13 protein-coding genes are annotated in these 14,558 nt (G+C 69.7%); 6 read left to right on the top strand and 7 right to left on the bottom strand.

The genetic code is table 11. From position 1 onward, the window contains the following. Positions 1-92 precede the first annotated feature (92 nt). Positions 93-731 (top strand): GPP34 family phosphoprotein, encoded by a 639-nt coding sequence (locus BLU81_RS15465; protein WP_092545316.1) that lies wholly within the window; start codon positions 93-95, stop codon positions 729-731. Between the two features lie 185 nt (positions 732-916). Here BLU81_RS15465 and BLU81_RS15460 read toward each other — a convergent pair whose 3' ends face one another. The 3 genes from BLU81_RS15460 to BLU81_RS15450 form a co-directional block, all read right to left on the bottom strand. After that, complete coding sequence (locus BLU81_RS15460; protein ID WP_092545315.1) at positions 917-2,011, bottom strand: hypothetical protein; 1,095 nt, start codon at positions 2,009-2,011, stop codon at positions 917-919. After that, complete coding sequence (locus tag BLU81_RS15455) at positions 2,008-2,577, bottom strand: RNA polymerase sigma factor (RefSeq protein WP_092545314.1); 570 nt, start codon at positions 2,575-2,577, stop codon at positions 2,008-2,010. Before BLU81_RS15455 ends, BLU81_RS15460 begins: the two co-directional genes overlap by 4 nt. Positions 2,578-2,648: 71 nt before the next feature. Next, on the bottom strand, positions 2,649-3,506 hold the full coding sequence (locus BLU81_RS15450; RefSeq protein ID WP_092545313.1) for a helix-turn-helix transcriptional regulator: 858 nt from the start codon (positions 3,504-3,506) through the stop codon (positions 2,649-2,651). 138 nt (positions 3,507-3,644) lie between these two features. Here BLU81_RS15450 and BLU81_RS15445 point away from each other — a divergent pair, with 138 nt between their 5' ends. Then, positions 3,645-4,394, top strand: coding sequence for an SDR family NAD(P)-dependent oxidoreductase (locus tag BLU81_RS15445; protein WP_157751595.1), 750 nt, complete (start codon positions 3,645-3,647; stop codon positions 4,392-4,394). 176 nt (positions 4,395-4,570) lie between these two features. Here BLU81_RS15445 and BLU81_RS15440 read toward each other — a convergent pair whose 3' ends face one another. Both BLU81_RS15440 and BLU81_RS15435 read right to left on the bottom strand, forming a co-directional pair. Beyond that, on the bottom strand, positions 4,571-6,271 hold the full coding sequence (locus tag BLU81_RS15440; protein WP_092545311.1) for a DEAD/DEAH box helicase: 1,701 nt from the start codon (positions 6,269-6,271) through the stop codon (positions 4,571-4,573). A gap of 47 nt (positions 6,272-6,318) precedes the next feature. Then, positions 6,319-7,176, bottom strand: a complete 858-nt coding sequence (locus BLU81_RS15435) for an alpha/beta hydrolase (RefSeq protein WP_092545310.1) — start codon at positions 7,174-7,176, stop codon at positions 6,319-6,321. A 104-nt stretch (positions 7,177-7,280) separates the two neighbouring features. Between BLU81_RS15435 and BLU81_RS15430 the strand changes: the two genes are divergently transcribed. Genes BLU81_RS15430 through BLU81_RS15420 form a run of 3 tightly spaced genes read left to right on the top strand, consistent with a single transcriptional unit; the run spans position 7,281 to position 9,602 of the window. Further along, positions 7,281-7,694 (top strand): winged helix-turn-helix transcriptional regulator, encoded by a 414-nt coding sequence (locus BLU81_RS15430; protein ID WP_092545309.1) that lies wholly within the window; start codon positions 7,281-7,283, stop codon positions 7,692-7,694. Positions 7,695-7,698: 4 nt separating this feature from the next. Next, on the top strand, positions 7,699-8,697 hold the full coding sequence (locus BLU81_RS15425; RefSeq protein WP_197686233.1) for an isopenicillin N synthase family dioxygenase: 999 nt from the start codon (positions 7,699-7,701) through the stop codon (positions 8,695-8,697). A 32-nt stretch (positions 8,698-8,729) separates the two neighbouring features. After that, positions 8,730-9,602, top strand: coding sequence for an alpha/beta fold hydrolase (locus BLU81_RS15420; protein ID WP_092545307.1), 873 nt, complete (start codon positions 8,730-8,732; stop codon positions 9,600-9,602). On the opposite strand, the gene BLU81_RS15415 is transcribed toward BLU81_RS15420, so the two are convergent. After that, the gene (locus tag BLU81_RS15415; RefSeq protein ID WP_092545306.1) at positions 9,583-10,467 is read right to left on the bottom strand and encodes a LysR family transcriptional regulator; all 885 of its coding nucleotides are present in this window, start codon (positions 10,465-10,467) and stop codon (positions 9,583-9,585) included. The two genes, BLU81_RS15420 and BLU81_RS15415, sit on opposite strands and share 20 nt — an antisense overlap. Positions 10,468-10,550: 83 nt before the next feature. Between BLU81_RS15415 and BLU81_RS15410 the strand changes: the two genes are divergently transcribed. Next, the gene (locus tag BLU81_RS15410; protein ID WP_092545305.1) at positions 10,551-11,855 is read left to right on the top strand and encodes an aspartate aminotransferase family protein; all 1,305 of its coding nucleotides are present in this window, start codon (positions 10,551-10,553) and stop codon (positions 11,853-11,855) included. Here BLU81_RS15410 and BLU81_RS15405 read toward each other — a convergent pair. Then, complete coding sequence (locus BLU81_RS15405) at positions 11,845-14,556, bottom strand: exo-rhamnogalacturonan lyase family protein (RefSeq protein ID WP_092545304.1); 2,712 nt, start codon at positions 14,554-14,556, stop codon at positions 11,845-11,847. The genes BLU81_RS15410 and BLU81_RS15405 overlap by 11 nt on opposite strands. Between the last annotated feature and the right edge of the window lie 2 nt (positions 14,557-14,558).

Genomic DNA, 14,558 nt, shown 5'->3' with positions numbered 1-14,558 from the left:
CTCCGGCAACCCGACGCGGCTACGGTTGCGCCACTTCACCGCCCAGTCACCACCTCACCGCCCACTCACCGCCGATCGCCGAGGCCGAACGGATGACCAAGCGCCCGCCCGCCGACGACCTCTATCTGGCAGCGCACGACGGCATCGGTGGCCGGGCCCTGCTCGCCCCGGCCGTGCTGGCCATCGGTCTCGGTGCCGCACTGCTCGGCGAACTGCTGTTCTGGCGCCGTGTCCGGATGTCCGGCGACACCCTGCAGGTGATCGACGAGCAGCCCACCGCGGACCTGGCCACCAGCCGGCTCCTGGAGCGGCTGGTGGCGATGCCCGGCCCGCACGGGCTTCACCAGTGGATCGTCTACCTGCCGGCCACCGGCCTGGTCACCGACCTGATCGAACAGCGACTGACCACCGGCGGGGCGCTGCGCCGGGAGACGAGACGCCGGCTGCTCGGTTCCACGTCGTCGCTGGTGTTCACCGACCCGCGCGGCCCCGGCGAACCGGCCGCCCGAATCCGGACCGCCCTGTCCTACAACCAGCCGCTCGACGTCGCCGACCTGATGCTGGCCGGAATGATCCTCGCCACCGGACTCGACGAGTTCGTACTGGCCACCTGCAATCCCCGCGACCGGGCGCGCCTGTCCGACCAGTTTCGCCGAAACCTCCCCGAGCCGCTGCACCACCTGATCGCCCAGACCCGAGACGTGGCCGTCCACTCCGCCGTCGGTCGGTAACAGCCGCCCAGGCCGCCAGCGGCCAACAGCATCCGGCCGGCGGCCCCAGTCAGTAGCGCCCGGCCGGTCGGGCAGCGGCCAGGAGCGCCCGGTCGGGCGGCACCAGTCAGTAGTGCCCGGTCGGGCGGGCGGCTGTCAGTAGCGCCCGGGCCGGGGTGCGAATCGCGCCCCGACCCGGGGTTTTGTCACGGGCAGCCGATTCCGGACTTGTACTGCTCCGGCACGGTGCCGTCGGCGACCTTGTCAGCGATCTCCCAGAGCACCTCGGACCAGCCGCCCTTGTCCTTCATGTTCTTGAGAATCTTCCACTGGTGGCTGCTGCGCAGGGCGGCGGCAGCCACCTTCGCCGAGTCGTCGTCGCCCGCGCTGTCGGCGCGGATCCACTCGGCGATCCAGGTGCAGGTGACCTGGCCGGTGACGACCGCGCCGAACTGGTAAGGATCATTCGCCCCCGCGGCATCGATCTTGTCGATGTCGAAGCCCGGGGGAATCGGCACATCGCTGAGGATCTCGGCCGCTGCGGCGCGGACCCGGCTCGACGTGATCACCTCAGCCGGCATCGCGGCCAGGAACCGGTCCGGTTCGACCTGCACCACACGGGTGAGGACCTGCTCGAACTCGGCCCGGGGCAGACCGTTGGCCCGCAGCTCGACGAAGGCGCTACCGTTCGGCACGAGCTGCGCCACGAAGTCGTCGGAGCTGTACGCGAAGACGTTCGCCTTCGTGCCGGCCACGGTGGCCGGCACCGGCGTACCGATCCGGAGCCGGTCCTGGTGGTAGCTGTCGTAGGTCTTCGCCGGGTACCAGCCCACCTCGGCCTCCCGGGAGCCGTCGGTGAACCGGATCGTGCCTCTCTCGGCTGCGAAACCGCTGACGGCTGCGATCTTCCAGGCAGGATCGTCGATCAGCAGCCGCGGCAGCTTCTCCGCGGCCTTCAGATCCAGTTCGTAGCCGGCGGCGTCCGCACTGGGCAGACCCACCGGCCCGGCCAGGTCCGCACCACGCTGGTCCGCACCGCCTTGGTCGCGCAGCAGGGTCGCGGCGCCGATGACACCGGTGACGACGGCAGCCGCGGCGACCGCGCCGCCGAGACGGCGGCCGAACGCCCGGCGTACCGGCGCGGGGTTCTCCGACACCGGGGAAACGGGCACCGATTCGAGTTTCGGGGTGGACATGATCTCCTCCAGGAGCGTCTGCTCCGCTCCACCGAGTCGGGCGGCCAGATCGGTCCGGTAGGGGTCGGCGTCTCGTACCAGGCGGTCGAGGTGTTCCTCGGTCATCGGCCCTCCTTCGGGGCGGCGGTTCCGGTCAGGACGTCGAGTTCATGTCCGGGCGGCCCCAGATCGTCACCGACCAGTTCGCGCAGTCTCGCTCGCGCCCGCGACAGACGGGTGCGGACCGCTCCCGGGTTCAGCGCCAGCACCTCCGCCGCCTCCCGTGGTTGCAGGCCCTCCCAGATCGTCAGCATCATCAGCTCCCGGTCCGTCTCGTCGAGCCGGGCCAGCGCCGCCCGGACCACCAGCCGCTGCGGCACGTCACTGCCCGGATCCCGGGAGAGGACCGCCGTCAACCGCTGCCGCAGCCGATCGCCGAGCCGTTCCCGGCGTGTCCCACCGCGGTGATGGTTCGCCAGGACACGCCGGGCCACCCCGTACAGCCACAGCCGTATCTCCTCCTCCGGCGGCAGGTCACGACTGCGCCGCCACGCCACGAGAAAAGTCTCGGACACCACGTCCGCGGCATCCGCCGGCTGCTCGACCCGCCGTAACGCGTACGCCAGAAGCGCTTGGAAATTTTCGGCATAGACACGCCGGAAGCGCTGCTCATGCTCGTCGCCAGAACTCACGACACGTCCATGTCCGGTCCCGTGCCCCTCGTTACCGGCAACCCCGAAAAGCTTTCGACGCCGTACGCCCGTCAAACGGCTCGGAGGACACCTGGTCGCCGGACAGCCAGCCGATCCAGCACCGCCGTCGTGGCCGCGTCCGCCGGAAGGTACACGACGAGGCGCTGTTCGTCGGCGTCCGGCAGTTCGAGGATCTCGAACGCCAGAGCCAGCCGCCCCGCCTCGGGATGCGCCATCCGCTCCACCCCGGCCCGTGCGGCCGGCCCGGACGGTGCCGCCATCCGGCCGGCGAACTCACCGCCGGCCAGCACCGTCAGATCGCCGGCCAGCTCGATGGCGTGCCGGTCGCCGCGCCGCACCTCGGTCTTGAGCCACGCCACGTGCTCGTCGGCGAGCGCCGCCCAGTCAGGACAGGCGGCCCGGGCCCGATCGTCGACGAAATGCCACCGGATCACGTTGACCCGGCGGTCGTCCAGCAAGCCGAGTGGCCGCATCAGATCCTGGTAACCCTTGGTGGCCGCCAGCACGTCACCGAGCCGGTTGAGCACCATCGCTGGCCCCGGTTCGAGCCGGTCCAGCAGCGCCCGCACCGTCGGCCGGACCTCCGTCGCCGGGGCGTGCCCGGACGGGCACATCACTCCGGCCAGTGCCTTGCCGAGAAAGCGCAGGTGCTCGCGGTCGGCGAGGGTGAACCGGAGCGCGGTGGCCAGCGCGTTCAGCACCTCGGGCGATGGTCGCCGGTCACGACCCTGCTCCAGCCTGGTCAGATATTCGACGCTCATCCCGGCCAGGGTGGCGAGCTCGGCCCGTCGCAGCCCCGGAGTCCGCCGCCGGGGTCCGGCCGGCAGACCCACCACGGCTGGCGGGGTGGACTCACGCCGGGTGCGCAGGTATCGCCCGAGTTCGTTGTCCGCAGGTGTCGTCGGCATGCCTCGAACCTATCCATTCGCCGTCCCCGGAAGCTGGCCCTGATAGGGCCAGCCCCAGCGGAGCCAGCCTCAGCAGGGCCTCCCTCCGCCCCGCGAGATGCGGCACGGTGGACGTATCCGATGGGGAGGAACGAACTGATGGACATGGGACTCGCGGGACGGACCGTGATCGTCACCGGCGCGACCGGCGGGCTGGGCGACCCGATCGCCCGGCGTTTCGCCGCCGAAGGGGCGGATGTGGTGCTGACCTACCACGGGGCCGCGGAGAAAGCCGAGAAGCTGGCGGCTGATCTGGGTGGGCGCACCCTGGTCGCCCGGTTCGACCTCGGTGATCCCAGCACCGCCCGCGATCTGATCGAGGCGGTAATCGCCTGGTCAGGCCGCATCGACGTGCTGGTCAACAACGCTGTCCGCTGGGGTTCCGCACAGCCGGGCGGCAGCTTCGATGACACGCCCGAAGATCTCTGGCAGCGGGTCGTACGCGACAACATCGAGGGCGTGCTGACCCTCAGCCGGCTGGTCGTTCCGCACATGCGGGAGCGCGGCTGGGGCCGTCTGGTGCACGTGTCGTCATCGATCGCGACGCAGGGCATGGCCGGCGGCGAGTTCTACGGTGCCGCAAAATCCGCTCTGCACGGCTTCAACCGGTCGGCCGCGTTCTCGCTGGGTGGTTCCGGTGACATCCTCACCAACGTGGTCTCGCCGGGCCTGACCAGGACCGCCACCAACGGGCACATCGTCGACTCGGTTCCGGAGAGTTACCTCGAGCAGATCCCGCTCGGCCGGCTCCTGACCGCCGAGGAGATCGCGGCCCCAGTGGTCTTCCTCGCCTCCGCGGCGAACACCGGCATCACCGGCCAGGTGATCGCCGTTGACGGCGGCTGTTGAGCGAGGCCCGGGCCGTGAAGAGTGGCCGCGGGGGTCTGCTCGGCAGCCGCCGAGCCATCGAACGAAGCTGCGGAGACGCAGTGCCTTGAGGCGGTGCAGCCTCGGGGCGTGGGGCCTTGGGCGTGGACCTCGGGGCATAGGCCTTGGGGCCGCGGCCAGTGGGCCATGGGCCTCGGTCAGGAGCCGGAACGTTCCCGGCGGACGGCGGGGCGGCGGCCGCGGATCGCGGAGTTCTGCAGCGCCTTGATCACTCGGTCGGCGGCTGCCTCGGGGACCTCGACCAGGGAGAAGCGGTCGGTGATCTCGATGGCTCCGACGTCTCGGCCCTGCAGTCCGGCCTCGCCGGCGATCGCGCCGACCAGGTCCTGCGGGCGCAGACCGGCCCGGCGGCCGAGCCCGACGAAGACCCTGGCCACGCCACCGCGACCCGCGCGGCCCTGCTGGCCGCGGCCGCCACGCTGCCCCTGACCACGGGACTCCCACTGGGACTGGTCGCGGGGCTCGCGGCGCTTGTCACGGGCGGACTCGACGAGGGGGATCTCGGTCTCGTCGATGTCGCCGCGGGTGTTCTCGTGCAGCAGTTTCAGCCCGGCCAGGGCGACCTGCTCCAGGTCGAGACTGTCGGTGAGCCCGGCCAGCAACGGGCGGAACCGCTCCAGGTCGTCGCCCTCCGCGGCGGCCCTCATCGTCTCGCGCAGCAGGTCCAGGCGCTTGGCCCGCAGGTCGGCCACGGTCGGCAGCTGCTCCGGCTTGACACGCTGGCCGGTGAGCCGCTCGACGGCCTGCATCAGGCGCACGTCACGCGGCTCGATCAGCGTGATCGCTGCGCCCTCGCGCCCGGCGCGGCCGACCCGGCCGATCCGGTGCACGTAGGCTTCCGGCGCCGTCGGCAGGTTGTAGTTGATCACGTGGGTGAGCAGGTCGACGTCCAGCCCACGGGCCGCCACGTCGGTGGCCACCAGCAGCTCGGTGTGGCCGGCCCGCAGCCGCCCCATCACCCGGTCGCGCTGTTCCTGGCCGAGGCCGCCGTGCAGCGCCTCGGACCGGTAACCGCGGCCGTTGAGGCCTTCGGTCACCTGGTCGACCTCTTCACGGGTGCGGCAGAAGACGATCGCCGCGGTCGGTGCCTCCACGTCCAGGACCCGGGCCAGAGCCGTCATCCGGTGACCGCGCGGCACCAGGTAGGCGCTCTGCCGCACCTTGGGCAGCTGGTCCGCGGCCGCGTTGTCGCGGCCCATCCGGATCCGCTCCGGATTGCGCAGATGCTTGCGGGCGATGGCGTCGATGCGGGGCGGCATCGTCGCCGAGAACAGCACGGTCTGCCGCTCGGTGGGGGTTTCCGAAAGGATCGCCTCGATGTCCTCGGCGAAACCCATGTCCAGCATCTCGTCGGCCTCGTCGAGCACGACGGTGCTGATCATGTCGAGGCGGAGCGTGCCGCGCTCGATGTGGTCCAGGACCCGGCCGGGGGTGCCGACGACGACGTCGACACCGCGCTCGAGGACCCGCAGCTGGCGGCTGATCGGCTGACCGCCGTAAACCGGGAGCACCCGCACGTTCAGTGCGCGGCCGTAGCGGTGCACCGCTTGGGACACCTGTTCGGCCAGCTCACGGGTCGGCACCAGCACCAGGGCGCCGGGGTCGTTGGAGCTGCCGCCGCTGAGAGCGTGCAGCAGCGGCAGAGCGAATGCCGCGGTCTTGCCGGTGCCGGTCGCCGCCTGCCCGACCAGGTCGCCCCCGGCGAGCAGCCGAGGGATCGCCTCACGCTGGATCGGGGTCGGCTCTTCGTAGCCCAGATCGCTCAGGGCCTGCAACAGTTCGGGACGCAGACCGAGGGCGGAGAATCCCGCATCGGCGCCCACCAGATCTTCATCCATGAGTCAAGGATATGACCACCCGGTCCGGGCGGCCGCTGCCGGTCGCCTCAGGGCACCATGGCCGGAGCTGCTACGAGACGCCGATGCAGGAACTCAGCGGCGGCGTCGGCAGCCTGTGTGACGTACGGCTCCACGTCGTAGAGATCGATGTGCTGGGCGGCATCGAGCCACCGCAGTTCCTTCGGGCCCGGGGCGGCGTCGTGGGCGGCTCGGGCCAGTTCGGGGGAGCAGTAATCGTCGACCCGGCCGTGCACCACGAGCAGCGGGGTGTCGCCGAGCAACGGTGCCGCGCCCAAAGCGTCGAGTGTCATCAGCGAATGCAGAGAACCCCAGGTCACCCGGTTCTCCCAGCGCTCGGCGGCCGACCGGGCGGTGCCGTAATAGGCGTACGGCTCGTCGCCTCCCATCGCCGCCGGAGCGCCGTCCGGGGCGACCGCGGGCAGTTCCTCGTCGTAGCGGTCGATGAACGAGGCGAGCGAATCGCGGTAACCAGCCGGGTCACCGGCACTGAACCGGGCGGGGCTGTTGTAGGCGCCCGCGATCCCCACGACCGCCCGCAGCCGGGGATCGGTGGCACCGGCGCGCACCGCGTAACCGCCGCCGAGACAGATCCCGACGACCCCGATCCGGTCGGTGTATTCGGTGAGCACTGTCACAGCAGCCCGCAGGTCGGACAGTTTGCCCTGGCTGTCCTCGTGGGCCCGGCGCCCGCCGCTCTCGCCGAAACCGCGGTGGTCGATGGCGAGCGTGGTCACGCCCCGTTCGTGCAGAAGTTTCGCGTACGTCCCTGTGACCTGTTCCTTGACGCCGGTGAACGGCCCGGTCAGAACGACCGCGGGCGCATCCGGCCCGGCCAGGGAAAGATTGCCGGCCAACGTGATGCCGTCGGCGGTGAAAGTGATCATTTTCGGCCCCGTGTCTGTCGACGTCTATCGTTGGATGGACCATAGGCGGCCGGTGTCCGGCCGTACCACAAGGCACTTTTTGGTGCCCTTGACCGGGGGTGGGCATGGCGCTGGTCATTCCGGACGTGATCGAGGAGAGCTGTACGACCCGGCAGGCCATCGAGCGACTGGCGTCGAAGTGGCGGGTGCTGGTGATCTACGCGTTGCTGGCCGGCCCGCAACGGCACGCTGAGCTGCGGCGCCGGGTGTCCGGGATCACTCAGAAGATGCTGACCGAGACGCTGCGCGACATGGAGAGCGACGGATTCGTCGAGCGAAGAGTCCTGAAGGAGACCCCGCCACAGCACGTCGAGTACGCGCTGACCGCCCTCGGCAAGACCTTGCAGGAGCCGCTGGCCGCGATCTGCGCATGGGCGACCGAGCAAGGCAACGTCGGCGCAGGCCAGCAAGGCATCGACGGCGCAGGCCAGCGAAACAACGTCGGCGCAGACCGACGAAACAATGACGGCGCAGACTGAGGTCATGGCTTCCGACTTCGTGGTCCCCACCGTGGATATCAGCGCCTGGGTCACCGGCGGCCCGGACGAGGCGAAGACCCGGACCGTCGGTGAGCTGGACCGGGCCTGCCGGAGCGTCGGGTTCGTGCAGATCGTCGGGCACGGGGTTCCGGCCGAGGTGACCGACGGGCTCGCCGACGCGATCGACGGTTTCTTCGGGCAGACCCTGGAAGACAAGAAGCGGTACATTCGGCCGGCCGCGGAGAACCGCGGTTACAGCCCGCCGAAGAGCGAGTCGCTGAGCTACAGCCTGGGCGTCGACCCGGTCACCCGGATGAACGACTTCTTCGAGGCGTACAACATCGGGGTCGGCGAGAACACCTGGCCGGAGTCGCCGCTGGCGTTCCGTCCGCAGGTGGAGGCGCATTTCCGGGAGGCCCGGCGGGTGGCGGAGACGCTGACCGGCATCTTCGCCGCGGCCCTCGGTGTCGATCCCGGGTTCTTCGACCGGATCGCCGGCCATTCGATCGACGTGTTGCGGATGAACAACTACGCGCTGGAGCCCGGCGAGATCGAACTGGGTGCCGACCTGACCGGCATGGGCGAGCACACCGACTTCGGCATCGTCACGGTTCTCTGGGCCGATCAGGTCGCCGGCCTGCAGGTTCTCGGCACCGACAACGGCTGGCACGACGTGCGGCCCGCCGACGGCGCCCTGCTCGTCAACCTCGGTGACATCTCGGCCCGCCTCACCAACGACGTGTGGATGTCGACGTTGCACCGGGTGAAACCGCCGGTCGTCGACGGCACCATCGAGCGCCGCCGGTCCGCCGCTTTCTTCCACGACGGGAACGGCGACGCCCTGATCGAGACGCTGCCGCAGTTCGTCCCCGAGGGCGAGGAGCCGCTGTACGACCCGATCACCGTCGCCGACCACATCGCCGCCAAGCTCAGCGGTTCCCGTTCCGGCCACAAGAACACCAGCGCGATCCGGGAGGCGGCCCGAGTCCTGGCCGCTCAGTGATTCAAGGAGCGGAACCGGGGTATCCGGCGACGGTGTTCGATGACTTCCGGCTGGACCGGGTGACGGTCGGGGATGTGAGTGTGCGGTTCCGGCACGGTGGTGCGGGACCGCCGGTGGTGTTGCTGCACGGGCATCCGCGTACCCATACGACCTGGCACGCGGTGGCGCCGAGGCTGGCCCGCGAGCACACCGTGGTCCTGCCTGACCTGCGGGGATACGGTGGTTCGACGTTGCCGACGGATCGGCCGGGGCACACGCAGTCGTCGAAGCGGGAGATGGCCGGCGACGTCGTACGGCTGATGGCGCACCTGGGTCACGACCGGTTCGCCGTGGTCGGGCACGATCGGGGTTCCCTGGTCGCCTTCCGTACCGCCATGGATCATCCGGAAGCCGTCACCCATCTGGTGATCATGGACGGGTTGCCGGTCGTGGAGCATCTGGAACGCACCGACGTCACGTTCGCCCGCGCCTGGTGGCACTGGTGGTTCCTGGGGCAGACCGACAAGCCGGCCGAGCGGGTGATCAACGCCGACCCGGATGCCTGGTACGAAACGCCGGGACCGGAAGTGATCGGTGCGGGCAATCATGCCGACTTGTGGGCGGCCTTGCGGAACCCAGCGGTCGTGCACGGCATGTGTGAGGACTACCGGGCCGGTCTCCGGGTCGACCGGGAGCACGAGGAGGCCGATCGTGCTGCCGGGCGGCAGGTGGAGTGCCCGATGCTGCTGCTCGAATCGGAACACGACGATCTGGACCTGCACGGTGATCCGGCGAAGATCTGGGCACCCTGGCTGGTGCGGCCGCTGCGGCATCGGGTCGTCGACAGCGGCCACCATCAGGCCGAGGAACGGCCGGTGGAGGTCGCCGACGCGATCGGGGACTTTCTCAGGACCGCAGTGCGGTGAGGACGGCGGTCACCTCGGGGCGAAGGGCGGGGCCGGGGGAGCGACGGACCGCGGCGGTGATGCGGCGGCCCAGCGGTGGGTCGAGGGGGCGGGTGGTGACCTGGTAGCGGGGGTCGACGGCGAGGCTGGGCAGCAGGGTGATCGAGCCGCCCTTCTCCACGTGCCGCAGCGCGAGCATGTAGTTGCTGAAGCGGCAGATCACCGACGGTTCGAAGCCGGATTCCCGGCACAGGCGGGTGGCCAGGGCCGACATGTAGGAACCCGCCACGTCGAAGGTCCACTTCTGGTCCGTGCAGGTCGACAGAGCGACGGCGTCGTACGCGGTCAGCTCATGTGACGACGGCAGCACCAGCACGATCTCGTCCGCCGCGATCGGCACCACGTCGATGGCCGGGTCCAGTTCGGTGCCCGCGAAGTCGGCCGTCGTGATGATCACGTCCACGTCGCCGCGGCGTAGCGCGGGCATGCTCTCGTGTGGTTCCAGTTCGAGGAGCACCACGGTCAGGTCGGGATGCCGGGCGGCCAATCCGGCGATCGCGGGTTCGGCGAGGGCGTGCACGGCGCTCTGGAACGCGGCGAGCGTCACCGTACCGACGGGTTCTTCGGCGAGGCCGCGCAGTTCGGCTTCGGCCGTGTCCATCGCGGCCAGGATCTCCCGCGCGCGCCCGGCCAGCAGCATCCCGGCAGCGGTCAGACGGACCTTGCGGCCGGTACGTTCCAGCAGCGCCGTCCGAGTCTCCCGTTCCAGGGTGGCGAGCTGCTGCGACACCGCCGACGGGCTCATCGTCGCGTGCTGTGCGACGGCCCGCACGGTGCCGTAGGTCGCCAGGTCGGCGAGCAGCCGCAGCCGCCACGGGTTCAGCACGCACCGACTGTACGGCTGTCCTTAACAGCCACGGCGACAATGTGAGATGGACCTGATCAGCGGCTCGCGTTTAGCGTCGGGTCATGGCTGATTCCTTCTGGTCCGACGCCGAGCGTCACCTGGTCCGCTACTCCGGTGCCGGCCGTTTCGTGCCGGAGATCATCGAGCGTGCCGAGGGCAGTTTCGTCTACACCGCCGACGGCCGCCGTCTGCTGGACTTCACGTCGGGGCAGATGAGCGCGATCCTCGGTCATTCGCATCCGGCCGTCGTCGACACGGTCCAGCGCCAGGTCGCCACCTTGGATCACCTGTTCAGCGGCATGCTCAGCCGCCCGGTCGTCGACCTGGCCCGCCGTCTGGCCGGCACCCTGCCGGATCCGCTGGAGAAGGTGCTGCTGCTCACCACCGGCGCCGAGTCGAACGAGGCCGCGATCCGGATGGCGAAGCTGGTCACCGGCGGGCACGAGATCATCTCGTTCGCGCGGTCCTGGCACGGCATGACGCAGGCGGCAGTGGGCGCCACCTACAGCTCGGGGCGTAAGGGGTACGGCCCGGCCGCGCCCGGCAACTTCGCCATCCCCACACCGAACGCCTACCGACCCGACTTCACCACCGCCGACGGCGAACTGGACTGGCGGCGTCAGCTCGATTTCGCGTTCGATCTTTTCGATGCCCAGTCGGTGGGCGCACTGGCCGCTTGCATCGTCGAGCCGATCCTCAGTTCCGGAGGCGTCATCGATCTGCCGCCGGGTTACCTGGCGGAGCTGCGGGACCGGGTGCATGCCCGGGGTGGCCTGCTGATCCTGGACGAGGCGCAGACCGGGTTGTGCCGGACCGGCGAGTGGTACGCGTTCCAGCGTGACGGCGTCGTCCCGGACATCATCACGCTCTCCAAGACCCTCGGCGCCGGTCTGCCCCTGGCGGCGGTGGTGACAAGTGCGGAGATCGAGCAGGCCGCCCACGACCGCGGTTTCCTCTTCTTCACCACGCACGTCTCGGATCCGCTGGTCGCCGCGGTCGGCAACACCGTCCTGGACGTGCTGGAGTCGGAAAAGCTGGACACTCGGGCGGCAGAGCTGGGCACGTACCTCCGCAAGGGTCTGCTCGATCTTGCGCAGAAACACGAGACCATCGGCGACGTACGAGGCCGCGGGCTGCTCGTCGGTCTGGAGCTGGTCCTCGATCGCGAGACCAGGCAGCCGGCCGACGAGCTGGGCACCGCGATCACCCGCCGCTGCCTGGAGCTGGGCCTGCACATGAACGTGGTCCAGCTCCCGGCGATGGGTGGCGTCTTCCGGATCGCCCCGGCACTGACGTCGACAACCGCCGAACTGGACCTCGGACTGGAGATCCTGGATCAGGCGATCAGCGAGGAACTCAAACGTTAGGCAGGAGCGCCAGGTTCTGGATCGCGGCGAGTCCGTACAGGGCTGTCGTATTGGTGTCCACCCACGCGGCGTCGTCGACCGGATTCAGAACCTCCGGTCCTTGCATTCGGGTGGTCACCCACGGCGAAGCGTCGGTGTATCCGTCGGTGGCGACGAACTCCTGCCAGGCGCGGGCGGCGAGGGTGGCGTCACCGATTCGGGTGTACGCGTAGGCGGTGAGCCGTGAATGCCCCTGCTTCAGGATCAGGTTGCCGAAATGGGTCCCGCATTCGGCGGCCTGTTGTTCACGGGTCGCGTTGAACAGCCGGCAGTACTGCAGCCAGGCCGCCTCGAACTCCGGCAGATCCACCAGATCGATGAGTTCGGCGCAGATCTCCACCTGCCCGAACATGGCGCTGAGATGGGACACGCTGACAGTCTTCGCGGCCACCGCGAACTCGCTGGTGTCGATGTCGTACAGGCCGCTGCCGGTGACGAATCCGTTGGGCATCCGGCCGATCGTGCGCATCGTGGCGAGCAGTTTCCGTTCGGCGGCCGCCGCTTTCGGCCCGCGCCGTTCCCATTCGGTGAGCCAGGCCGCGGCCAGCCCGCTCCAATCGGTGCCGAGACCGATGGAAAGAGCGTGCGGGTCCGGGGTGTACGGCTCGGTGCGGATCTTCCGGAGCGGATCGAGAGCCAGGAACGTACGGTCCGAGTCCACCAGTTCGTGCATCAGTTCCCCGACCCGCTCGTCCGCGGTCAGGAAGTAGAAGATCCGCCGGTAGACGGCCGTACTGATGCGCTGTTGTTTGGCGCTGTCGGCCCAGTGCTGCACCCCGTGCCGCGTCCCCAGCCCGGCCCATTGTCCCAGATGGTAGACGTCGACTTCGCCGGTGTGCCGGGTCATCGCTTCAGCGAGACGGAAGATGTCGGCCCGCCCGGACCGCAGATAGGCGAACCACAGCCACAGATCCGGGGACAGTTCCGAGTTGTCCCAGGCGTATCCGCCGACGTCGTAGCGCCACACGTGCCGGTCGACGTCCGGGGTGTGCATCACGTCGCCGTAGTTCCAGAACCCGTACCAGTGCCGGGACTCGACCTGACTCCGGTAATAGGTGAACAGGAAATCGAGCCGGTCCTCCACTTTCGCCCGGCCCGGAGTGGACCGGTCGACCGGGCTGAACAATCCGCCGAAAGCGCGGGTGGCGGCGAGGTGGGCGGGCGGCGCGACGATCTGCGGCGGCGTCGTGACGGTGCGGGCCAGGGCGGCGAGATCCGGTGCCGAGGGGGTTGCGGCGAGAGCGAAGAACGAGAGCTCGGTGGTACGGGCGATTCCGTACGGCGTACCGAAGCCCGGCTCGTAGTCCTCGTAGGTGATGTTGAGGCCTTCGATCTGTTCCGGATAGGTGTCCTGGCCGAGCCCGTCGTGATAAAAGCGGGTGTCCATCGGCCCGGCCTCCGGCGACCACAGCCAGATCGTCGCGGACGCCTCGGCGGTGTCGGCCCCGCGAATGTCGAGTTGCACCGGATTCTTCTGCCAGAAATCCCGCATCCCGAAGCCGAGCCCACCGGAGACACCACCCAGATAACCGAATCCGGACGACCGCTGCCCCGAGTCCACATCGATCCACCCGTGCCCGGCCTTGGTGCGTTTCCGGATCGTGTAACCCTCCGACGACAACTGCGCCAGGGTGTAGTCGCCCCACGCCGGGATCAGTGGCAGCCGGGTGGTGACCCGCTGATCCCAGGTCGCCGGATCGGGCAGCCGGGTGCCCGCGACCTGTGCCGTCCGGATCGCCGCTCCCGGGTCCCGGCGCAGTCCGGTGATGCCCCGGACCGCCTCCCGCAGCAATCCGTCCCCGTCACCGGACAACCGCACGTGCCGGTCGTGGAGTTCGTCGCGCATCGGGACCCCGACCCGCACGCCCAGACCGGCGATGAACTCCCGCTGTCCTTCGGAGTCGAACAGGAACGTGTGCACCATCCGCACGTGCTCGGCACCGGCGTAGAAGTAGAGCCGCACGATGAACGGCAACCACGACCGCCCGCGCCGCTTGTGGGTGCCGGCGATCCGTACGACCGCTCGGACCGGTCCTCGCTGTTCGATCTTCACCGACGTGATCGAGCTGGTCAGGCGCTCGCGGGAGGTGCGGCGCTCATCATCGTCGCCGGCTGTGGTCTGGCGCAGGCTGACCAGTTCCAGGTTGCGGGCGATCTCGGTGCCGCCGCGGGCGATCGACCGGACCACTGCGGAACCGCGGCGGCCGACGACGACACTGATCATGCCGGTGTGCACGGTGACGGAGCCGGGACTCTCGGAGACCGTGACCGCGGCTGAAGGAGCCGCCCCGGTGGAACGGGACAGCACATAGGAGTCGGAAAGCGGCGCGTCGGCCGCAAGAGCGTGCGCGCTCCACTTCAGCGAACCGTCCGGCCAGTATCCGATCGGCCAGCTCTGCACCGGAACCGCGGTCCCGTCGGCGGCCGTCAGCGCGAACGGTGAGTCGGCCGGGACCGCGCCTTTCGGCCACGGCACTCCCCAGGTGCTGCCGACATTGGCGCCGGGCTTTCCCTCCAGCCATCCGAGTGTCACGGATTCGGGTGCCGTGGGCGCGGAAGCGGTCTTCAGTGGAGTAGCCGCGGCGGGTGAACCGGGAACGGTGGCCAGCAGGGGAGTGGCCGCGACTCCGCGAATGAGATTGCGGCGGGAGATCTCGAGCATGG

It is taken from the genome of Actinoplanes derwentensis (assembly GCF_900104725.1).
Classification (GTDB): Bacteria; Actinomycetota; Actinomycetes; order Mycobacteriales; family Micromonosporaceae; genus Actinoplanes; species Actinoplanes derwentensis.
The sequence above is the reverse complement of the archived record's forward strand: the minus strand, read 5'-3'. Positions and strand labels throughout refer to the sequence as shown.

Coding starts and splice junctions, on each gene's coding strand:
- BLU81_RS15460 (WP_092545315.1), bottom strand. CDS start 2,011: ATGACCGAGGAACACCTCGACCGCCTGGTACGAGACGCCGACCCCTAC.
- BLU81_RS15430 (WP_092545309.1), top strand. CDS start 7,281: ATGGCGCTGGTCATTCCGGACGTGATCGAGGAGAGCTGTACGACCCGG.
- BLU81_RS15440 (WP_092545311.1), bottom strand. CDS start 6,271: ATGGATGAAGATCTGGTGGGCGCCGATGCGGGATTCTCCGCCCTCGGT.
- BLU81_RS15435 (WP_092545310.1), bottom strand. CDS start 7,176: ATGATCACTTTCACCGCCGACGGCATCACGTTGGCCGGCAATCTTTCC.
- BLU81_RS15465 (WP_092545316.1), top strand. CDS start 93: ATGACCAAGCGCCCGCCCGCCGACGACCTCTATCTGGCAGCGCACGAC.
- BLU81_RS15410 (WP_092545305.1), top strand. CDS start 10,551: ATGGCTGATTCCTTCTGGTCCGACGCCGAGCGTCACCTGGTCCGCTAC.
- BLU81_RS15445 (WP_157751595.1), top strand. CDS start 3,645: ATGGACATGGGACTCGCGGGACGGACCGTGATCGTCACCGGCGCGACC.
- BLU81_RS15450 (WP_092545313.1), bottom strand. CDS start 3,506: ATGCCGACGACACCTGCGGACAACGAACTCGGGCGATACCTGCGCACC.
- BLU81_RS15425 (WP_197686233.1), top strand. CDS start 7,699: ATGGCTTCCGACTTCGTGGTCCCCACCGTGGATATCAGCGCCTGGGTC.
- BLU81_RS15405 (WP_092545304.1), bottom strand. CDS start 14,556: ATGCTCGAGATCTCCCGCCGCAATCTCATTCGCGGAGTCGCGGCCACT.